Genomic DNA, 20,638 nt, shown 5'->3' on the forward strand with positions numbered 1-20,638 from the left:
CTTTATAGATGAATATACGTAAATATCCAGAAATCAAATTAAGTAAATTATGAGTAATAACATTCGTGTAGTGCTGGCAGATGATCATGTTTTTGTTAGAGACGGAATCAAATCTTTACTAGAAAACGAAGCAAACATTGAGGTTGTAGGCGAAGCAATAGATGGTGCCGATGCGCTTGAAGTAGTTGCAGAAAGCAAACCAGACTTACTTATAGTAGATATTCGTATGCCAAACTTAACTGGTATAGAGGTAGTAGAAAAACTTAGAAGCGAAAATAACGACATCAAAATTATAATGCTTTCGATGCACGAATCGGAAGAATATGTTTTGAAATCTATAAAAGCTGGTGCTGATGGTTATTTATTAAAAGGTTCAAGCAAAGAAGAATTTTTAAAAGCTCTTCATAGTGTTGCTGCTGGCGGAAAATATTTCAGCGGTGATATTTCTTCTATTTTAATAAGTCAATTAACGAATTCATCTACATCATTAGAACCTAAGCAAAATTTAGGAGAAGAAATGATGATCACTAAAAGAGAAAAAGAGATTCTAACTCTTTTATTATCTGGAAAAGGAAACAAAGAAATCGCCGAAGCTCTTGATATCAGTAAACGTACAGCTGAAGTACACCGATTTAATTTGATGAAAAAACTAAAAGTTAAAAACTTGATGGAACTTTCGAATAAAGCTGCGGAGTATTCCTTAATTTAAAAATACGTATAAATACGTAATTATTTTTCAAAAACTGCGTTTTAGCATCTTTTAACTAAGTTATAGTACTTAATTTTACTAAAAAATATAAGTGCTATGAAAAATACAAACTCATTATCGCAATCACACAAAATTTTATTTTTGAACACATTGGCTTTTACAGTGTGTTTTGCCTGCTGGACATTAAATGGGGTTTTAGTAACCTTTTTAGTAGATAACGGAATTTTCCACTGGAGCGTTGTTCAGGTTGGATGGTTACTTGGAATTCCAATTTTAACGGGATCTATTATGCGTCTTCCAATTGGTATTCTGACCGATAAATTTGGAGGTAAATACGTTTTTTCACTTTTACTGCTTCTCAGCTCAATTCCGTTGTTTCTCCTTCCCTACGCCGACAGTTTTTTCATGTTTGCCGTACTTAGTTTCTTCTTCGGAATGGTCGGAACCAGTTTTGCAGTCGGAATCGGCTATACATCAATCTGGTATCCAAAAGAATGGCAGGGGCGCGCTTTAGGAATCTTCGGAATGGGAAATGCAGGCGCAGCTATTACAACCTTTCTTGCACCTTCATTATTAAATCATTTTTCAATTGGTGATCCGCAAAATGGATGGAAAATACTTCCTGTGATTTATGCTATTTCTTTAGTTCTTATCGGAATCGCATTTCTAATTTTTGCCCAAAATAAAAAAATAGAAAACAGCAACAAAACTGTTTCACAAATGCTCATTCCATTAAAATCGGCTCGAGTTTGGCGTTTTGGAGCTTATTACTTTTTAGTATTTGGCTGTTTTGTAGCGTACTCGCAATGGCTTTTACCAAACTTTATGAATGTTTATCAAACCAGTTTGGTCATGGGCGGTTTGTTTGCTACCATGTTTAGTCTTCCGTCTGGTGTCATTAGAGCTTTTGGAGGTTATTTGTCTGATAAATTTGGAGCCAGAAAAGTGATGTACTGGGTTTTAGGTTCTTCTGTAATCTTAAGCGCATTATTAATGGTTCCGAAAATGGAAATCACTACTGCGGGACCAGGAATATTAGCAGCCAAAAAAGGAGTTGTGAAAGAAATCAACGAAAAAATTGTAAAAGTAGGTGACAAAGAATATCCAATTATACAGAAAGCCTCACTTATAAATGAGAATGCTATATTCCCAACCACTTCGAGCTGGCAGAATGTTGTAGTAGCTCATAATCAAAATGTTGCCAAAAAAGAGTTAATCGCAAAAGGAATCACGGTTATTAAATTTGATGCCAACATGTGGGTATTTTTAGTATTAGTGATCTTAATCGGAATTTCATGGGGAATTGGCAAAGCGGCAGTTTATAAGCATATTCCAGAATATTTCCCGACAGAAGTTGGTGTTGTAGGCGGAATGGTAGGAATGATTGGTGGTTTAGGCGGTTTCTTTGGTCCTATTATCTTCGGATATTTACTTACAACTACTGGAATATGGTCCAGTTCATGGATTTTTATTCTAATTTTTTCAACTGCCTGTCTAGTTTGGATGCATTACACGATAACACAACTATCTAAGGAAAAACAAATTAAAACAAGTAAAGCAAAATTAGAGCCAGCATATTAAACATAGATTAAAAAATAATTAGAATTATGACTTAGATCATAGAAAACAAAGGCTTTTTCTTATAAATTTACCTTCGATAAAAACATAAAAACTTTATGAAAAAACTTAAACTAATTTTAATACTTATCGTAGGATTAAGTTTCGAAATTCAGGCGCAGGAGTTAGATGTAAATCTGCAGATTAGACCACGTTTTGAATACCGTAATGGTTATAAAACCCTTATCCCTGAGGGACAAAAAGGAACATCTCAAATATCACAGCGTTCTCGTTTAAATTTCAATTATAAACAAGAAGATTTAATTGTAAAATTAACTCTTCAAAACACCAGAACCTGGGGCGATGTTGCACCAACAGCAGTTGCTGATAAAAATGGAGTTGCCGTTTTTGAAGCTTGGGCACAATATAATTTTACAGAAAAATGGAGCGCAAGAATGGGACGCCAAGTTCTTTCTTATGATAATCAGCGTATTTTTGGAGAACAAGATTGGGGACAACAGGCACAAAGTCATGATGCACTTACTGTAAGTTATCATACAGAAAAGCAAAAATTTGATTTTGGAGGCGCCTATAATTCTACTGCCGAAAATACTTTCCAAACGCCTTACACTATTGCCACATATAAAACTTTGCAATATGCCTGGTATCACAATCAATTTAATGAAAATTTAGGTTTGAGTTTCTTATTATTGAATACTGGTTACGAATATGCCAATGCCGATGCCAAATTACTAGTAGATTACAAGCAAACTTTTGGGCCGTACCTTACTTATAAAACTGGTAAAATAGATACTAATTTTTGGGTATACGGGCAAACAGGAAAAAGTACAGATTTACAAGTAAGTGCCTGGAATGCGGCGGCAAATTTTGGATATCAAATCACTGAATCTTTCAAAGCCGGCTTAGGATATGAATTCTTATCTGGAAAAGATTCAAACGACGGAAGCTCAGTTATTAAATCGTTCAATCCGATTTTTGGAACTAACCACGGCTTCAATGGTTATATGGATTATTTTTATGTTGGAAACCATTTAAACAATGTAGGTTTACAAGATGCTTTTATCAAATTAAATTACAATATTAATAAATGGCAGTTTGCTTTAATGCCTCACGTATTTTTAGCTGCTGCTGATGTAGTTACGCCTTTAAACGAAAAATTAGATTCTTATTTAGGAACTGAGGTTGATGTTACTTTTGGTTATAATTTCAAAAAAGACATTACAGTTACAGGAGGTTATTCTCAAATGTTTGGTTCAAAAACAATGGAATTTATAAAAAATGGAGATGCCAGCCATACTAATAATTGGGCTTGGTTAATGGTTTCTGTGAATCCAAGAATTTTTAGCTGGAAAAAATAATTTTTCTACAAAATTAAATTATATTTTTTACCCTTTTCCTATTTCGGAAAAGGGTATTTTTTTTTCACCTAAAAGAAACTTGATATATAGTTTAATTAATTATATTTGAGCCGATTATGAACCCCAAATTCTATCCTAATGAAACCATTTTTAAAATTATCAATGTTAACTTTCATTGTAGCCCAGCCTGGCATTGCCCAAAAATACAATGATGATTTAATTTCAAAAAACTCAGAAATAAATTTTGCAAAAACGCAAAAAAGAGGAATTAAAAAAAACAACATAGTTTATTATGTTGAAAAGGATTTACAAACCATATCTGCTTACAAAAGAAGCAAATTGAAATGGCAAACCAATGTAATTTCTGCTTGCGGAGAACCAAAAAAAGGACAACCTGAAATTAGATATGTAGGTTATAATTCAGATAAACTGCTTATCGTAATGGGAAAACATCATTTTGCAGAAATTGACATAAATAGCGGCATAACAACAATCGTTGGTTAAGATTAAAAATAGAGAGATTTTATAAATCTGAAATTTATACAGTACCCTTTTTCCAAGTAGAAAAAGGGTATTTTTTTTTAATTTGGGAGGAATTTATTTTACTCTTTAATCGCTATATTTGAGATAGAATAATTTAATAGTCTAATGAAACTCATCGCATGGAATTGCAACATGGCATTCAGAAAAAAAGCAGCTTTCATTCTCGCTCACAATCCTGATATTGCTGTAATTTCGGAGTGCGAAAGTCCTGAAAAATTAAAATTCCCAAACGGCGTACAAACTCCAAATGACATTATTTGGTACGGAGCCAATCTCAATAAAGGAATTGGTGTTTTTTCTTATAGTGACTACCGACTTCAATTATTAGACTGCCATAATCCAGACTTTAAAAATATTTTGCCCATAGCCGTCACAGGCGGAAAAGTTAATTTTACTTTGTTTGCTGTTTGGGCAAATAATCCCGCTGATAAAGATGGCGCTTATGTAACTCAAGTGTGGAAAGCAATTAATTATTACGACGATTTAATCAAAGAGACAAAAACAATCTTAATTGGCGATTTCAACAGCAATACGATTTGGGACAAACCGAGACGAGAAGGAAATCACACGACGGTGGTAAACAAATTAGCAGATAAAAATATTTTCAGCACCTATCACAAATATTTCAATCAAATTCAAGGCAAAGAAGCACATCCAACTTTGTATATGTACCGACATGAAAACAAGCCTTATCATATGGATTATTGCTTTGTCTCAAATGATTTTATAGAAGTTTTAGAAAGCGTTGAAGTGGGAAGTTACAAAGATTGGACTTTGTACAGCGACCACAAACCTTTAATCATTAAATTCAATATATAAACCATGAACAACTGGACAAAAAGATGGGACGACCGCTACAGCAGTGAAGAATTTGCGTACGGCGAAGAGCCTAATAATTATTTAAAAGAACAACTGGAAAAATTAAGTCCCGGCACTGTTCTTTTTCCTGCCGAAGGCGAAGGACGAAATGCTGTTTTTGCCGCAAAATTAGGCTGGAAAGTTTCGGCTTTTGATATTAGTGAAGAAGGAAAAAACAAAGCTATAAAACTTGCAGAAACAAATAATGTTTCTATTGATTACCAAGTTGGTGAACTGGAAACACTAAACTTTCAGCCAAGACAATTTGATGCAATTGCTTTGATTTACGCGCATTTTCCTGCAGCAATTAAATCTGAAATTCACAAACAGCTGAATCAATTACTCCGCGAAGACGGTATTATTATTTTTGAAGCTTTCAGCAAAAAACATTTAGAATATCTTGCCATAAACGAAAAAGTGGGCGGACCAAAAGATATTGAATCGCTTTTTTCAATTGAAGAAATCAAAGCTGATTTTCCGAACTACGAAATCATTGAATTGGAAGAAAAAGAAATTGAACTTAATGAAGGTTTATTCCATAACGGAACTGGTTCTGTAATTCGATTTATCGGCAGGAAAAAATAAATTTAATACGAGTAGAGACGTACTGCAGTGCGTCTCTACAGTCAAAACCTTAGCATCTTAGCAACTTAGAACCTCACATCAAAAATATTTATGCTCCATAATTTCGGAGCGCAGTGTGGCAACTTCTAGAATTCCAATTCGTTTTCCAACTGTTTTAATCAACGCTTCTTTTTTAAGAGTCGAAATTACTCGAATGGCCTGTTCTTCGGTAGTTCCTGCAAAATCGGCTATTTCTTTTCGGGAAAGATCGATATCTATAACACCATCATCGATTTGTCCAAATTTTCGATGTATGTAAAGCAGTAAATCGATAACACGTTCACGGACATTCATATGTGCAATTTTGCGAATGTTGTTTTCACTTTTGTTTAATTCATCGGCATAAAACAACATAAGAGCGTATGTAAATTCAGGAACTTCTTTTAAAATTTCCAGCATTGTTTCGTTACTGAAATTACACAGAACAGTATCTTCTAAGGCATAAGCTCCAATTAAATACTTTTGCCCCGTTCCAAATCCGCGAAAGCCAATTATGTCTCCATTTTTTGTCAGGCGGACAATTTGCTCACGGCCGTTAATGCCCGTCTTTACTGTTTTCACTTTTCCTTTGCAGATAAAATAAAGTCCATGCAGCGGTGAACCTTCCGTAATAAAACGATCTGATTTTTTACAAACTAGATTTTGTTTTTTCGAAACATACTGCGTCATCTGTTCTAAATGCAAGTGTTTCTTTATGAAACAATTTTCATTGGTACAGGAATAACAAATAATTTGCTCTTCTTTCATGACTTTTCATTTTTAGCAGATTAAAAACTAATTTGTTGTTTGTCATTTTACTGCATCAAAAATAAAAAAATAAATTTAAAAATTAAGTATTTATACGTAAATAATACTTATTTTTGTTTACGTATTCATCTAGAGTGAAGCAGATTCGATAAAGTAGTATTCAAAAACAGAATTGTAATGCAAAATACAAAGATCAAAACCACCTGTTCCTATTGCGGCGTTGGATGCGGCATAATCGTAACTAATGATACCAAAAACGGTGTAATGGTTGAAGGTGACAAGGACCATCCTGTTAATAAAGGAATGCTGTGTTCTAAAGGAATGAATCTGCACTACGTAGTTAACGAAACATCTGATAGAATTCTGTATCCCGAAATGCGGGGCAGTAAATCTTATCCGCTGGAACGTGTCAGCTGGGATACCGCTCTTGACCGTGCTGCTGCTGTTTTCTCTTCTATCATCAAAAAACACGGACCAGACAGCGTTGGTTTTTATATTTCTGGACAATGTTTAACAGAAGAATATTACTTAGTAAACAAACTTGTAAAAGGATTTTTAAAAACCAATAATATCGATACCAATTCCAGACTCTGCATGAGTTCGGCTGTTGTGGGTTACAAAAAAACTTTTGGAGAAGATTCTGTTCCAATTGCTTATGATGATATTGAATTGGCTGATACTTTTTTAATTACCGGGGCAAATCCTGCTTGGTGCCACCCTATTCTATTCAGACGACTTGAAAAACATAAAGAGAAAAATCCGAAAATAAAAATAATTGTAATCGATCCGAGGCGGACAGACACTGCTGCTTTCGCCGATTTGCATTTGCAGATTATTCCAGGTTCTGACATTATTTTATATCATGCCATTGCCAAACGAATCATCGAAAAAGGCTATGTCGATCATGATTTTGTAAAAAATAATGCAGAAAACTTTAAACAGTATAAGGATTTAGTTTTAAATACCTCTTTAGAAAAAGCTTCTAAACTCTGTGGAATTTCTGTAAGCGATATTAAACTGGCGGCAGACATTATTGGTAAGGCAAAAGGTTTTATTTCGCTTTGGGCAATGGGTTTAAATCAAAGTGCTGTTGGGGTTGATAAAAATACGGCTTTGCTGAATTTATCTTTGTTAACGGGACAGGTAGGAAAACCAGGTTCTGGACCCTTTTCATTAACGGGTCAGCCCAACGCAATGGGCGGCCGCGAAGTGGGCGGAATGGCAACACTTTTGGCAGCACATAAAGATATTGCAAATCCGACGCATCGAAAAGAAGTTGCAGATTTTTGGGGTGTTGACGAAATTTCAGATAAACCTGGATTGACAGCAACTGAAATGTTTGAAGCATTGGAATCGGGAAAAATGAAAGCAGTTTGGATTATTTGCACCAATCCATTAGTGAGTTTACCCGATTCCAGAAGAGCTGAAAAAGCACTTAAAAACGCCAAATTTGTTGTGGTCCAAGACATTTCTCATAATGCCGATACAGCCAAATTTGCCGATTTATTATTGCCTGCAGCGGGATGGCTGGAAAAAGAGGGAACGATGACCAATTCTGAACGTCGTATTTCTTATTTACCAAAAGGAATTAATGCGCCGGGAGAAGCGCTTCCAGATATTGAAATTCTAATTCGCTTTGCGAAAAAAATGAATTTCAACGGATTTAATTTCAATGGCGCCGAAGAAATTTACAAAGAACATTGTGCACTTACGAAAGGAACCAACATCGATATTTCGTTCTTAAATTACAACCGTTTAAAAACCGAAGGGACTTTTCAATGGCCGGTTCCAGATTATGGACATCCGGGAACACCTAGATTATTTACCGATAAAAAATTCTATACGCCTTCTGGAAAAGCTATTTTCAACCTTCCTGTTTCTATCGAAAATACATCCGTACAGCCAAATGCGGAATTTCCTTTTATACTAACAACAGGACGAATTCGCGATCAATGGCATACGATGACCAAAACGGGAAAAGTATCGAGGTTGTTAACACATATTCCGAGTCCTGTTTTAGAAATAAATCCGATTGATGCTTTTAAAAACGATATTAAAAACGGTGATATTGTTACTGTTACCAGCAAAAAAGGAGAAGTCCGTGTAAAAGCAAAAGTGACAGACTCTATAAAAGAAAAAGTTGTTTTTCTGCCAATGCACTGGGGAAAACAATTAGAAAATGATCTAAATCGAACCAATAATTTAACCAATACAGTAGTCGATCCAATTTCAAAAGAACCTGATTTTAAATTCACTACTGTTTCCATTACCAAATATGTAAAACCTTTCCAGAAGATTGCAATTGTTGGCGCCGGCGCTGCTTCTTTCCGATTCATTCAAAATTATCGTGAATTCAATACAACTGATGAAATCATTGTTTTTTCGAATGAAGTAAATCCGTTTTACAACCGCGTTTTACTTCCAGAATATATGACTGGAGAATTCAGCTGGGAACAATTATTAAAAGTAAAAGACGGCGAAACTTTTAATAAACTAAAAATCACCATGAAAGCGGGGATTTCTATTGATAAAGTTGATACTAACTTAAAAACAATAAAAGACAATCAGGGTAACACACATACTTTTGATTCCTTGATTTTAGCGACTGGAAGCCGTCCTTTTGTACCTGAAAATGCACAATTACATCTTCCAGGACGATTTACCGTGAGACGTAAAGAAGATGCCGATCGTTTAAAAAGACATCTCGACAGCACCAATCTTCCTCCAGAAGAACAACACGTTGTGATTATTGGCGGTGGATTATTAGGTTTGGAATTAGCTGCAGCTTTAAAACATAAAAAAGTAAAAACTACAATTGTTCAAAGGGCTTCGCGTTTAATGGAACGCCAGCTGGATCGAATTTCAAGTAAGCTTCTGGCAGAAGAAGTACAGCTTCGCGATATTCAGATTTATTTTGATAATGAAGTAAGCACGGTTTTCGAAACGGATAATCCGAATGAGATTGAAATAGCTTTAAAGAGCGGTAAAATCATTACAGCAAATGCGATTGTCTATACGATTGGAACAATTCCGAATATCGAAATTGCTCGAGAAAGCGGTCTTGCCTGCGGACGCGGTGTAAAAGTCAATCAGTATTTACAAACATCAAATCCTGATATTTTTGCTATTGGAGAAATAGCTGAATTCAATAATAAGTTATTCGGAATCACTTCTGCTGCCGAAGAACAGGCCGATATTCTGGCTAACTTTTTGGCAGGCGATATCAGCAGTTATTACAAAGGTTCGATTTTAATGAATATTTTAAAACTGGAAGATATAAATCTTTGCAGTATTGGTGATATTGAAATTCCCGAAAACGACGATTCATACGAAGAAATTGTTTTTTCAGACTTGAAAAAACGTTACTATAAAAAATGCATCGTAAAAGATGATCTTTTGGTTGGCGCGATTTTGATGGGCGATAAAAACGAATTTGCCGAATTCAAAACGATGATCGAAAGCAAAATAGAATTATCAGACAAACGAAATTTATTGCTCAGGGGAAGTTCAAATGCAAAACCTGTTTTAGGAAAACTAGTTTGTTCCTGCAGTCAGGTTGGTGCTGGAAATATAGAAGAAACTATTAAAAGCGGCGTAAACGATTTTACCGATCTATGCAAAAACACTGGCGCAGGATTAGGATGCGGCAGCTGTAAAACAGAGGTTAAGGAGATTCTTGCGAAGTGTAGATGAGTTTTTTTGTTTCAGGTTTCAAGTTTCAAGTTGTTGGAACGTGCACCTGAAACCTGAAACCTGAAACTTGAAACCTAAAACTTGAAACTAAAAAAAATGAAACTAACAAGATTAATAGTAAAAGGAGGCGTTATTTCGCCGGGGGAATTACGAGAAGTAATTGATATTGCATTGGAAGAAGGTCTCGATTCCATTTCTTTTGGTTCCAGACAAGATATTATTTTTCCGCAAGGTTTTAAATCATTGGACAAAACGACTTTGGGCAAACATCACTTTGTTTATCCCGATCAAAAAAGCGGGAATAATATTGTTTCTTCTTATGTTTCGACAGATATTTTTAGAAATACAAACTGGCTTACTGGAAATCGTTTTTTATATATTTTAGAAGAATTTAAAGAACAGCCCAAACTAAAAGTCAATATAACAGATCCAAAACAGCAGCTTGTCCCTTTATTCACGGGTCATATAAACTTTATTGCTTCAGAGCACGAGGATTACTGGTATTTGTATATTCGTCTTCCGCAATGGGAAAAAATGGAGGTTTATCCTGTTTTAATTTACAGCTGGGATTTGGCCAAAACCTATTACGAAATTGAAAAAATAACAGACGAAACTGCTGTTGACATAGAATTACTTTTTACTTTGGTCAGCGAAGCATTAGATACTAATAATCGAACAATTGATAAACCTTTAAAAGTTCCTTTTTATCCTTTTCCATATTACGAAGGAATGAATAGAATGGGGATTGATCAATATTGGCTGGGATTATACTGGCGTAATAATTTGTACGATCTCGATTTTTTAAAAGAAATGTGTGATTTGTGTTTTGAATGCAAGATCGGTAAAATCTGTATCACACCTTGGAAATCATTCATTATTAAAGGAATCCCGAAAGACCGCAAATTAGAATGGGAAAAATTTTTAGGTAAAAGAGGAATCAACGTCCGTCATTCTTTACTAGAATTAAACTGGCATTTGCCTGTTGCAATGGAATGGGCATTGAATCTCAAAACATTTCTGGTGCGTACACTCGACCAGTTTGACATCAGCACATACGGATTAAATTTTGGAATTGCAGAATACAATCGTGACGGCCACTATTTTACTTCGATTGTAATCGAAAAAAACGAACTTCCTGCAGCTTTAGAATCCATCAAAATTAGAGATACTTATAATGTTCTTTTTGCTAAAAATTTCGACCCAAACACACGAGAATATATTGTACATTCTCAGGATATTGACAAACTAGAACTGCCGACAATTTTAATTGAATTAAGCCGAAAATATTTTGAAGAGCTTGGAAATTCAACAATAGAAACAACAGAAAATCCGCAGAAAAAAGAAAAACCACAATTAGATATTTATCAATGTCAGGAATGTTTAACGCTTTACAATTCTGAATACGGAGATGAAACTCAGGGAATTCCAAAAGGTATTTTGTTTGAAAATCTGCCAGAAACATATTGCTGCTCTCTTTGTGAAGCTCCTAAAAGTAATTTCAAAATTTTGGAAGCCGTTGAGCATTAGCTTTTTCTACAAAAAACTTAACATTTGGGTATTCAAAAATTGCGTATATTTAGCTTAACTAAGAATTTATATCCAAACATTGTACTCCAGCTATTGTTTACCTCTTAGTAATCGTCTATTTTACTCAATAAAAATACAGTTATGATAAAGAGAACAACTAAAACCCCTGCTGTAAATACTACCGATATTCCAGCAGAAACAATTGTAGAACAAACTACAGAAACACAGCCAGAAGCAAAATCCACCGTTAGAAGAACAACCAGAACTGCTGCAAAGACAACAGCTGTAAAAACACCCGCAGCAGTTAAACCAGCTGCAAAAACACCTGTGAGAGCGGCAGTAAAAGGAGCACCTAGAGCAACCGTAAAGAAAGAAGCAATAACACCTGAAAGCACAGAACCTATTGTTTCTGAAATTGTTGAAATTCAAACTACTGATATTCCAGTTCCTTTTGAAGCAAACCAACCAGTTGTGACAATTGAAAAAATTGGTAAAAACAATGATATAAAATCAAAGCTGAAAGCTAAACTTAAAGCTAAAAAAGAAAAAGAAAAGAAAAGAGAAAAAGCGATTAAAGCTGTTATCAAAAAATTAGAAAAAGCTAAGAAAGCAAAACTAAAAGAAGCCGAAAAGAAAAAAGAAAAGGCAAAAAAAGCTAAAAAAGCAGCAGAAAAAAAAGCTAAATCCAAGAAAAAAGCAAAGGCTAAAAAGAAAAAATAATTTACTTAAGGAAAGGTTTAACTTTAGAGTTGAGCCTTTTTTGTTTTTAAATGGATGCATGTATGAACATCACAAAAAGGATACTAATTTCGTGTTCCGTAAAAGGCTTCGACTCCGCTCAGCCTGACAATCGTTAAAATAATTTGTAAATCGCAACTATCAATTCACAACTCACAACTTACAACTCACAACTTACAACTTACAACTTACAACTCACAATTCACAACTCACAATTCACAACTCACAATTCACAATTCATAATTAAATAACCTATCCCCCAATCGCAATCATACTGCGATTATCAAAGTGTTTTTTTGGATCGTCCATTTCGTCAATGGTAACCATTCCAGCGCGGACTTTCTTTTTATTTTGAATGGATTCTGAAATCAAATCTGCGATTGATTCTCCATTTCTAAAAGCAGTCAATAAATCAGTTTCAGAATTAGAAAAAAGACAGTTTTTTATTTTGCCATCTGCCGTCAAGCGGATTCGGTTGCAGCTGTCACAAAAAGGATTTGTAATAGAACTTATGATTCCGAAATCACCTTGAAAACCTTTTATTTTGAAATTTCTAGAAGTAAAGTTTTTTTCGTTTTCTAATTTTTGAATTTCATCTGAAGAAAAAGCATTTTCTACCAAAGATAAAATCTCTTTTTGCGAAACCATTTTACTCCTGTCCCACTCATTCCCTGCAAAAGGCATGAATTCAATAAATCGGACAGAAATAGGCAGAAACTGCGTCAGTTTAACAAAATCTACAATTTCGTTATCATTAAATCCTTTGATTAAAACCACATTTACTTTTACCTTAAAATCATTATTCAAAAGCAAATGCAGATTGTCAATTACTTTCTCAAACTGATTTCTAAGTGTTATCGAATGAAATTTCGACGAAACTAAAGTATCTAGACTCAAATTGATGTTTTTGATTTTAAACTGTTTTAAAACTTCAATATTACGATCAATTAAAATTCCGTTAGTGGTTATCGAAAGTGAGATATTTAAATTTGATAATTTAGAAACTATTTCCGGAAAATCTTTTCTTAATAAAGGTTCTCCGCCCGTTAATCTTATTTTGTCAACACCATTTTTTACGAAAGTCTGAGCGATACCAAAAATCTCTTCCGCCGTCATTAAACTGGCTTTTGGAGAAAGCGCAATTCCGTCCGCGGGCATGCAGTACGTACAACGCAGGTTGCATTTTTCCAGCAGCGAAATGCGTAAATAATTGTGTTTACGCCCAAAACCATCCGTCAAAATAGTGTTAGAGGTTGTCATGATTTTTTCCTTTTAAAATATGAAAGACGTGCATAACGTGTGGAAACACAGCGTCCATCGACTCTTTTACTCCATTAGTTGACCCCGGCAGTGCCAAGACCAAACTTTTACCCAACGTTCCAGCGACACTTCTTGAAAGCATTGCATAAGGCATTCTCTGTTGTCCGTAATTGCGTATAGCTTCTTCGATTCCTGGAATTCTGCTTTCTAAAATCGGCGATAGCGCTTCTGGAGTTACATCTCTTGGCGATAAACCTGTACCTCCCGTAAAAATAACTAATTGATGATCTTTTGCGAAAGCTTTTGTTTTCTCTTGAATAATATCCAGTTCATCTGGAATGATTTCATAATGAGAAGTTTCGACTCCGTAAGAATCTAATTTTTCAACAATTGCTTTTCCAGAACGATCTTCTTTATCACCTGCAAAAATTGAATCAGAACAAACAAAAACAGCTGCTTTTATCGCATTTGGAAATTTATTTTTAAAAGAAGATTTTCCGCCTTCTTTATTGACTAATTTGATTGTCGAAATTTCAATTTCTTTATCAATTGGTTTCAGCATATCATACATTGTGAGCGCCACGATAGATGCGCCGTGCATGGCTTCAACCTCAACTCCCGTTTTATAAACGGTTTTTACATTGAATATGATCTGAATTTCTAAACCTTCAATTTTATATTCCACCGAAGTAAATTCAATTGGAATTGGATGACAATCCGGAATAGATAAATGTGTGTTTTTAACCGCAAATAACCCCGCGGTTTTTGCCATTTCAAGCACATTTCCTTTTGGGACCAAATTATTTACCACAGCATCAATCGTTTCCTGTCTGCTGACTTTTACAATTGCGGTTGCGGTTGCTTTTCTTAATGTACTTATTTTATGTGTAATATCTACCATTAACTATTTTGTTTCCAAGTAAATGTATCGTTTTCAAACATTTCTTTGCCAAAAATTGGAACGTCTGTTTTAATCCAATTTACAATTGCTTCTGTCGCTTCATAAACTTGTTTTCTGCGTGTTGCCGAAACAAATACGAACAAACAAATTTCGCCTGTTTTTACAACTCCCAGACTATGGTAAATGTGCATGCAGGTTAAATCAAATTTAGCGAAAGCTTTTTCGCGAATCGTGTACAAAGATTCATTTGCCATATCGGTGTACGCTGAATAATCGATCGCAACTACAGTATTATCGTGAATAACATCAGCACGAACTTGTCCTAAAAAAATATTGTGCGCACCAATCGTATGTTTTGATTGATGTTTAGCGATAGATTCCGCTATAAATTCAGGAGCAATTGGCCCTTCTACAAATACATTTTTACTCATTTTTAAGTTTTTTTAATAAGGACTTTAAAAGCCGTTCATCAAACTTTTCAATTCCTTTGTTCTGCTAATGGTAAGCTGCATTCTACAATCTGTGTACATTTTATTTGCTATAACACCACCGTCACCTTCAGAATAGCATTTAAACTTACAATTTGAATCTCTAAATTTTATCCAGTCTTTTTGAGCAGCAACTAAAGCTGTCTGATCTTTTGTTCCTAATTTATTTTTCAGCTGATTATAAACTTTATTCAATTCTTTATCTGCTTTATCATAAGCTTCATAAAGCTCTGTTTCACCAGTAGCATCAACTTGGTTTTGTGAAAAACCGAATTGAGAAAAACAAAAAAATAAAAACAATCCGAAAATAACTTTTTTCATAGTAGCTATTATTTATTAATTAGAATGGATTTTTCATGCAACGATTCTTTCATTGCTAAAGCACCTCCAGCAATGCTTTTTATATTTTTAAATTGATGCTTTTGAAGCAATTCAACTGCGATTTTACTTCTGATTCCAGATTGACAGAAAACGTAAATCGTTTGATTTGAATTCAGTTTTTTAATTTCATTTTCTAGATTCACCAACGGAATCTGAAGGCTGTTTTTCAAGTTTATTTTTGGCAGTTCGTCTTCATTTCGAACATCTAAAAAAAGAACCTCATCATTTTCAATTTCATCAAAAATAAGCTCAAATTTTATTTCTTCAATCTCATTTTCAGATGAATTGTATTTCTGTTCGAAATCTTCTTTAGTCATTTCTATTTTTGAGCTCTTTTCGAAATCATATTTCTGTTGCTCATTATTCAAAATATTATAAATCAGAATCTTTCCACTCAAAACTTCTCCTACTCCAAGAATCATTTTTATGACTTCATTGGCCTGAAACATTCCGATAATTCCAACTGAAACACCAATTACACCAGCGTCCTCACAATTCAATGCACTATTATTTTCCTCGGGATACAAACATCTGTATGTTGGCCCGTTTTGATAATTGAAAACTGAAACCTGCCCCTGAAATCTAAAAATCGATCCATAAACCATTGGCTTATTTAAAGCCAGACAAGCATCATTAATTAAATATTTAATCGAAATATTGTCTGTTGCATCGACAATTATCTCATATTTTTCAAATAAATTAAAAACATTCTTCCCTGATAATTTCTCTGAAAATGCTTTTACTTTTACCTGCGGATTCAATTCTGAAATCATCAGTTTGGCTTCTTTTGCTTTTGATTTTCCAACGGCCGAAGTTTTGTAAATAACCTGTCTATGCAGATTTGAAATTTCAATACGATCATCATCAATAATTCCGATTTCGCCAACTCCTGCTGCAGCCAAATAGGGCAGAATTGCCGCGCCTAAACCTCCAGCCCCAACAACCAAAACTTTCGATTTCAGTAATTTGTATTGTCCTTCCTCTCCTATTTCAGGAAGAATTATTTGTCGGTTATATCGATTTGATGTTTCCATATGTATTATCCTCCTGCAAATGGCGGCAATAAAGCCACAATATCACTTGCCTGCAAAATGCGATCTGTAGTTTTTGAAACTATTTTTTGATTTACTGCAACGCTAAAACTCAATGATTCAAATTCATATTTTTCGTTTAAATCCTGCAATAATTGTTGCAGTGATAATTCTTCGGAAAAAGATAATTTTTCGAATTCACATTTTGTTTTTTCAGCAACAGCTCCAAAATATTTTACCTCGATCATTCTTATAAATTTAAATTCTGAAATATAAATTCGTCATCAAAATGTTCTTGAAAATACGAAATCCAGCTTGACGTATTTCGCACTACTTCTCCAATAACTATAATTGCTGGTGATGATATATTTTTTTCAGATACCAATTTACTAATTGTATTGACAGTTCCAATTACTTTTTGCTCTGAATTTTTAGTTCCATTCTGGATAATTGCAATTGGCAGATCATCATTTCTGTTTTCCTGATAGATAGAAATGATTTCATCTAATTTATGCATTCCCATCAAAATCACAACGGTCGCAGCCGATTTCGAAGCCAATTCCACATCTTGTGATAATTTATGATCTGAGGTTGTTCCTGTAATTACCCAGAAACTTTCGGCAACTTTACGTTGTGTTAAACTAATTCCGACCGATGCAGGAACTCCTAATGCAGATGAAATGCCGGGAACGATTGCTGTTTCAATTCCAAATTGTTCTGCAAATTCAATTTCTTCACTTCCTCTCCCAAAAACAAAAGGATCACCGCCTTTTAAGCGGACAACATGTCCGTAGGTTTTTGCCATACTCACAATCAAATCGTTGATCTGATCTTGTGTGTAGGCGTGACAGCCAAGACGTTTTCCAACAAAAACAATTTCTGCATTTGCTGCGTAGTTTAATAATTCCTCGTTAACCAAAGCATCGTACAAAACTACGTCTGCATTTTTCAGTGCTTTTATGGCTTTCATTGTGATCAATTCGACGTCTCCAGGACCTGCGCCTACAATCGTCAATTTTGGTGTTTTTAAGTTTCGCATAGTAATTAACTTAAATTGATATTGAGGTCATCTAATTCGTCCATTGAATTAATATTGGTTAAAGGAAAATTTTCACTTTCTTCTATTTTTATAATCTGATGCGGTAATTTGGCCAGCAAATCCATCATTTTCAATTCATCAGAATCGATTGCTTCTTTTATTACCGGAACAATATTTTTCGAGTAAATACCAATTAAAGGATGTGTTTTACTTTCTGAAGCAAAAATTGTAATTCCAGCTTCTTTGGTATGTTTTGAGATTAATTCCTGCAATAATTCGGTTGAAATCAAGGGAATATCACAACTTAAAATCAGATTAAATTCGGTTTCAGAATGAGATAATGCTGTGTAAATTCCACCCAGCGGACCTTTATCCACAATCAAATCTGGTATTTTTTCATATTCCAGATAATCATAGTCTTTAGATGCTGTGATTAATTTTATTTGATTTGTAATGGGCAGAATCGCCTGAATAATGTGATCAATGAATGGTTTATCCTGAAACAAAACCAATCCTTTTTCTGACTGCATTCTTGAGCTTTTTCCGCCGCAAAGAATAAATACTGTTAATGCTTCCATGACTTTTTTTTGTTTCACGTTTCAGGTTGCCAATCTTTATCCCGATGGTCGAAACCGTCGGCTATGTTTCATATAGCAATCATTTAATATTTTAGTTTCAAGGAAAAATCAATTTAATACTTGCCATCAAAATGACTGTTCCTAAAACCATTTTTAATGTTCGGTTAGAAAAAGAACCACTTCCATAAAATCCGCCTAGCATTCCTCCTACTACGGCAATTGGAACTAAATAAAAACTTTCTATAGGAATTGTTTTTCCTCCTAAAAAGAATCCCAGCATTCCTGCAAATGAATTTACAAAAATGAATAAACTCGAAATCGCTGCCGACTCTTTAACAGAAGCCCATCCTAGAAACAATAAAATCGGACTTAAAATTATTCCGCCTCCAATTCCCAGCATGCCGGACAATAATCCGATGGTAAAACCAATTAATAATGCAAAAGGTAAATTAATTTTTACTTCTTCTTTCTCTTTAAAATTAAATATCCCGAATAATCTTAATGCCGCAAATACGAGAACAATTCCTAAAACTATTTTGTAAATTGTATTATCTAAAGTTATAAAACCACCAATAAATGCCGCAGGAATAGACGCAATTGCAAACGGATAAAAGAGCTTTGGTTTAAAATAATTATTTCGGTAGTAAAACAAAAATGAAATACTGGAAACAAATAAATTTAACAATAAAGCAGATGGTTTCATAATCGAAATAGGAAACGCAAAAATGCTCATCAAAGCCAAATAACCCGAAGCTCCCCCGTGCCCAACACTTGAATATAAAAACGCAATAACGATTAAGGCGAAACTGAATAATACTATATTTTCGGAACTAAGGAGACTCATTTTTTGGTTTAATTGTTAAATTGTTTAATCGTTTTTTTGCTTCAATCTATTTTCTTCTTCTATTTTCTCTCTTCTATTTTCTTTTCTCTATTTTCTTTCTTCTTAAAAAAAACTAATCAATTGGCAAAATAGTCACTAATTGTCCTTCTTTTATATTTTCTACATCTTGTTCTACAATTACCAATCCGTTTGCAATAGCAAAAGAGTTAAGCATCGCCGAACTTTGACCATCTAAAATCGTCACGTTTGTTTCGTCGTATTTTGCTTTTAAGAACAACGTTTTTTCTGTATCATTTTTGATTTCAGAATTTAGTTTTCGAACTACTTTTGGTTTATGAATTTCAGAAAAACCCATTTTATTTTTCACTGCCGGCAAAACATAAATATAAAAATTAGTCAATGACGAAGCTGGATTTCCTGGAAGTGCAAAAACTAAAGTTTCTTTTTTAGATCCAAAAAACATTGGTTTTCCAGGCTTCTGATTGATTTTATAAAATAGTTCTTCTACTCCATTTTTCAATAATGCTTCTTTTACAAAATCATAATCACCTACAGAAATTCCACCCGAAATTAATACGATATGATTCTTTTTTAAAATTGATTTTAATGCCTTCTTCGTGGCTTTTAGATTATCTTTTACTCTGTAAACTTTCGTTTTTTCGATTCCAATTGTCTCAAGTGCTGCCTGAAGCATAATAGAATTACTTTCGAATATTTTTCCTTTTTTTAGTTTTTTTCCAGGCTCTACTAATTCATTTCCAGTAACTAAAATACTTACTTTTGGTTTTTTATACACTTCAATTTCTGTAATTCCCAAACAAGCTAGAAATCCAATTGCGGCAGGAGTCAGCAAAGTATTAGGTTCGAAAACAACATCACCTTTGCCAATTTGCTCTCCTTTTGCACGAACATTTGTATTTTTCTCTGGCATTTGAGCAATTAGAATTGAATCTGTATTGGCCATTACATGCTCCTGCATTACCACTGTATCAGCATCGTCTGGAACATAGGCACCAGTAAATATTCTGATGGCTTCATTTTGTTTTAGTTTGATATTGGAGTGATCTCCAGCCTGAGAAATCCCTACAATATCGTATTGATGTCTTATACTGTGCGTAAAAGCATACCCATCCATTGCAGATTGACGAAAAGGAGGCATAGAAATTGGCGAGTAAATTGTTTCTGCCACGACATAGCCTCGCGCTTTCTGTACTTTAATTTTCTGCGTTGGCATAGCATTACTATTCGCTGCTACAATTTCTAAAGCTTCTTTTACTTCTATCATTATTTATTTAGTTAAACTAAGTATAAATACTTATTACAAATATAAGTATTTAATATTAGGATGGATCAAATTTTGAATTTTCTTTTTCGTCTTTATAAAATTACTTTAATTTATTCAAAATCAACTTTAAAATTTCATTACAATTAATCTGTTTTTTAATTTGAAAAAGGCTATATGATAGTTTTTAACATTTTTTGCCTGAATATGAGACATTAAAAACCTTAAAATTGAGGTTTAAAATAATGTAAAATACTACATTTCAACCAGCAGGAAAAATTTATTTTAACAAATGTTCGAAGTATATGTTCTTTTGAAATCTCTTTAAAATAAGGGCTTAACAAATACAATAGAAGTTTAAACGGTATATATAAGCGAAGTTTTTTCAAAAAAAAATCAACAAACTTTTGGTTTTTATTATATAAAAATTAACTTTGTCTATAGGATTAGTAGAGTTTA

20 protein-coding genes are annotated in these 20,638 nt (G+C 33.9%); 9 read left to right on the forward strand and 11 right to left on the reverse strand.

Annotated features, from left to right (window positions below):
• Positions 1–49: 49 nt before the first annotated feature.
• The 6 genes from QE431_RS15350 (at position 50) to QE431_RS15375 (ending at position 5,631) form a co-directional block, all read left to right on the forward strand.
• Complete coding sequence (locus QE431_RS15350; protein ID WP_057116570.1) at positions 50–709, forward strand: response regulator transcription factor; 660 nt, start codon at positions 50–52, stop codon at positions 707–709.
• A gap of 96 nt (positions 710–805) precedes the next feature.
• Positions 806–2,290, forward strand: a complete 1,485-nt coding sequence (locus QE431_RS15355; RefSeq protein ID WP_307297445.1) for a nitrate/nitrite transporter — start codon at positions 806–808, stop codon at positions 2,288–2,290.
• A gap of 95 nt (positions 2,291–2,385) precedes the next feature.
• Positions 2,386–3,645, forward strand: a complete 1,260-nt coding sequence (locus tag QE431_RS15360; RefSeq protein WP_307297447.1) for an alginate export family protein — start codon at positions 2,386–2,388, stop codon at positions 3,643–3,645.
• A gap of 138 nt (positions 3,646–3,783) precedes the next feature.
• Positions 3,784–4,149, forward strand: coding sequence for a hypothetical protein (locus QE431_RS15365; protein WP_307297449.1), 366 nt, complete (start codon positions 3,784–3,786; stop codon positions 4,147–4,149).
• Between the two features lie 171 nt (positions 4,150–4,320).
• Positions 4,321–5,007, forward strand: a complete 687-nt coding sequence (locus tag QE431_RS15370) for an endonuclease/exonuclease/phosphatase family protein (RefSeq protein WP_307297451.1) — start codon at positions 4,321–4,323, stop codon at positions 5,005–5,007.
• Between the two features lie 3 nt (positions 5,008–5,010).
• Positions 5,011–5,631 (forward strand): bifunctional 2-polyprenyl-6-hydroxyphenol methylase/3-demethylubiquinol 3-O-methyltransferase UbiG, encoded by a 621-nt coding sequence (locus QE431_RS15375; protein WP_307297453.1) that lies wholly within the window; start codon positions 5,011–5,013, stop codon positions 5,629–5,631.
• 78 nt (positions 5,632–5,709) lie between these two features.
• Here QE431_RS15375 and QE431_RS15380 read toward each other — a convergent pair whose 3' ends face one another.
• On the reverse strand, positions 5,710–6,417 hold the full coding sequence (locus QE431_RS15380; RefSeq protein ID WP_307297456.1) for a Crp/Fnr family transcriptional regulator: 708 nt from the start codon (positions 6,415–6,417) through the stop codon (positions 5,710–5,712).
• 177 nt (positions 6,418–6,594) lie between these two features.
• Between QE431_RS15380 and QE431_RS15385 the strand changes: the two genes are divergently transcribed.
• The 3 genes from QE431_RS15385 (at position 6,595) to QE431_RS15395 (ending at position 12,357) form a co-directional block, all read left to right on the forward strand.
• Positions 6,595–10,110: a nitrate reductase gene (locus tag QE431_RS15385; protein WP_307297459.1), complete on the forward strand. Its 3,516-nt coding sequence runs from the start codon at positions 6,595–6,597 to the stop codon at positions 10,108–10,110.
• A gap of 96 nt (positions 10,111–10,206) precedes the next feature.
• Complete coding sequence (locus tag QE431_RS15390) at positions 10,207–11,637, forward strand: rubredoxin domain-containing protein (RefSeq protein WP_307297462.1); 1,431 nt, start codon at positions 10,207–10,209, stop codon at positions 11,635–11,637.
• A gap of 141 nt (positions 11,638–11,778) precedes the next feature.
• The gene (locus QE431_RS15395; protein WP_307297465.1) at positions 11,779–12,357 is read left to right on the forward strand and encodes a hypothetical protein; all 579 of its coding nucleotides are present in this window, start codon (positions 11,779–11,781) and stop codon (positions 12,355–12,357) included.
• A 270-nt stretch (positions 12,358–12,627) separates the two neighbouring features.
• On the opposite strand, the gene moaA is transcribed toward QE431_RS15395, so the two are convergent.
• From moaA to glp, 10 genes are all read right to left on the reverse strand, one after another.
• Positions 12,628–13,635, reverse strand: a complete 1,008-nt coding sequence (moaA, locus tag QE431_RS15400) for a GTP 3',8-cyclase MoaA (protein ID WP_307297468.1) — start codon at positions 13,633–13,635, stop codon at positions 12,628–12,630.
• Complete coding sequence (gene moaCB, locus QE431_RS15405) at positions 13,622–14,536, reverse strand: bifunctional molybdenum cofactor biosynthesis protein MoaC/MoaB (RefSeq protein WP_307297470.1); 915 nt, start codon at positions 14,534–14,536, stop codon at positions 13,622–13,624. Before moaCB ends, moaA begins: the two co-directional genes overlap by 14 nt.
• A complete protein-coding gene (locus tag QE431_RS15410; protein ID WP_307297473.1) occupies positions 14,536–14,967 on the reverse strand; it encodes a molybdenum cofactor biosynthesis protein MoaE in 432 nt (143 codons plus the stop codon). The genes moaCB and QE431_RS15410 overlap by 1 nt, the downstream gene beginning before the upstream one ends.
• A 24-nt stretch (positions 14,968–14,991) precedes the next feature.
• Positions 14,992–15,345 (reverse strand): lysozyme inhibitor LprI family protein, encoded by a 354-nt coding sequence (locus tag QE431_RS15415; RefSeq protein WP_307297475.1) that lies wholly within the window; start codon positions 15,343–15,345, stop codon positions 14,992–14,994.
• Positions 15,346–15,353: 8 nt separating this feature from the next.
• Positions 15,354–16,439 carry a HesA/MoeB/ThiF family protein gene (gene moeB / locus QE431_RS15420; RefSeq protein WP_307297477.1) on the reverse strand — a complete coding sequence of 362 codons (1,086 nt, stop codon included), beginning with the start codon at positions 16,437–16,439 and terminating at the stop codon, positions 15,354–15,356.
• A gap of 5 nt (positions 16,440–16,444) precedes the next feature.
• Positions 16,445–16,684, reverse strand: coding sequence for a MoaD/ThiS family protein (locus tag QE431_RS15425; protein WP_307297479.1), 240 nt, complete (start codon positions 16,682–16,684; stop codon positions 16,445–16,447).
• Positions 16,685–16,686: 2 nt separating this feature from the next.
• Positions 16,687–17,475, reverse strand: a complete 789-nt coding sequence (gene cobA, locus QE431_RS15430) for a uroporphyrinogen-III C-methyltransferase (protein ID WP_307297481.1) — start codon at positions 17,473–17,475, stop codon at positions 16,687–16,689.
• Positions 17,476–17,480: 5 nt separating this feature from the next.
• Complete coding sequence (locus QE431_RS15435) at positions 17,481–18,053, reverse strand: molybdenum cofactor guanylyltransferase (protein ID WP_057116587.1); 573 nt, start codon at positions 18,051–18,053, stop codon at positions 17,481–17,483.
• 97 nt (positions 18,054–18,150) lie between these two features.
• Entirely contained in the window at positions 18,151–18,897 is a 747-nt protein-coding gene (locus tag QE431_RS15440; RefSeq protein ID WP_057116588.1) for a sulfite exporter TauE/SafE family protein, read from the reverse strand.
• Positions 18,898–19,009: 112 nt separating this feature from the next.
• A complete protein-coding gene (glp, locus tag QE431_RS15445) occupies positions 19,010–20,182 on the reverse strand; it encodes a gephyrin-like molybdotransferase Glp (RefSeq protein ID WP_307297486.1) in 1,173 nt (390 codons plus the stop codon).
• Between the last annotated feature and the right edge of the window lie 456 nt (positions 20,183–20,638).

It is taken from the genome of Flavobacterium sp. SORGH_AS_0622, assembly GCF_030818825.1.
Taxonomy (GTDB): domain Bacteria; phylum Bacteroidota; class Bacteroidia; order Flavobacteriales; family Flavobacteriaceae; genus Flavobacterium.

What these genes read in the sequence shown, in the direction of transcription:
- QE431_RS15350 (WP_057116570.1), top strand. Translation starts at nt 50, where the DNA reads ATGAGTAATAACATTCGTGTAGTGCTGGCAGATGATCATGTTTTTGTT.
- QE431_RS15355 (WP_307297445.1), top strand. Translation starts at nt 806, where the DNA reads ATGAAAAATACAAACTCATTATCGCAATCACACAAAATTTTATTTTTG.
- QE431_RS15360 (WP_307297447.1), top strand. Translation starts at nt 2,386, where the DNA reads ATGAAAAAACTTAAACTAATTTTAATACTTATCGTAGGATTAAGTTTC.
- QE431_RS15365 (WP_307297449.1), top strand. Translation starts at nt 3,784, where the DNA reads ATGAAACCATTTTTAAAATTATCAATGTTAACTTTCATTGTAGCCCAG.
- QE431_RS15370 (WP_307297451.1), top strand. Translation starts at nt 4,321, where the DNA reads ATGGCATTCAGAAAAAAAGCAGCTTTCATTCTCGCTCACAATCCTGAT.
- QE431_RS15375 (WP_307297453.1), top strand. Translation starts at nt 5,011, where the DNA reads ATGAACAACTGGACAAAAAGATGGGACGACCGCTACAGCAGTGAAGAA.
- QE431_RS15380 (WP_307297456.1), bottom strand. Translation starts at nt 6,417, where the DNA reads ATGAAAGAAGAGCAAATTATTTGTTATTCCTGTACCAATGAAAATTGT.
- QE431_RS15385 (WP_307297459.1), top strand. Translation starts at nt 6,595, where the DNA reads ATGCAAAATACAAAGATCAAAACCACCTGTTCCTATTGCGGCGTTGGA.
- QE431_RS15390 (WP_307297462.1), top strand. Translation starts at nt 10,207, where the DNA reads ATGAAACTAACAAGATTAATAGTAAAAGGAGGCGTTATTTCGCCGGGG.
- QE431_RS15395 (WP_307297465.1), top strand. Translation starts at nt 11,779, where the DNA reads ATGATAAAGAGAACAACTAAAACCCCTGCTGTAAATACTACCGATATT.
- moaA (WP_307297468.1), bottom strand. Translation starts at nt 13,635, where the DNA reads ATGACAACCTCTAACACTATTTTGACGGATGGTTTTGGGCGTAAACAC.
- moaCB (WP_307297470.1), bottom strand. Translation starts at nt 14,536, where the DNA reads ATGGTAGATATTACACATAAAATAAGTACATTAAGAAAAGCAACCGCA.
- QE431_RS15410 (WP_307297473.1), bottom strand. Translation starts at nt 14,967, where the DNA reads ATGAGTAAAAATGTATTTGTAGAAGGGCCAATTGCTCCTGAATTTATA.
- QE431_RS15415 (WP_307297475.1), bottom strand. Translation starts at nt 15,345, where the DNA reads ATGAAAAAAGTTATTTTCGGATTGTTTTTATTTTTTTGTTTTTCTCAA.
- moeB (WP_307297477.1), bottom strand. Translation starts at nt 16,439, where the DNA reads ATGGAAACATCAAATCGATATAACCGACAAATAATTCTTCCTGAAATA.
- QE431_RS15425 (WP_307297479.1), bottom strand. Translation starts at nt 16,684, where the DNA reads ATGATCGAGGTAAAATATTTTGGAGCTGTTGCTGAAAAAACAAAATGT.
- cobA (WP_307297481.1), bottom strand. Translation starts at nt 17,475, where the DNA reads ATGCGAAACTTAAAAACACCAAAATTGACGATTGTAGGCGCAGGTCCT.
- QE431_RS15435 (WP_057116587.1), bottom strand. Translation starts at nt 18,053, where the DNA reads ATGGAAGCATTAACAGTATTTATTCTTTGCGGCGGAAAAAGCTCAAGA.
- QE431_RS15440 (WP_057116588.1), bottom strand. Translation starts at nt 18,897, where the DNA reads ATGAGTCTCCTTAGTTCCGAAAATATAGTATTATTCAGTTTCGCCTTA.
- glp (WP_307297486.1), bottom strand. Translation starts at nt 20,182, where the DNA reads ATGATAGAAGTAAAAGAAGCTTTAGAAATTGTAGCAGCGAATAGTAAT.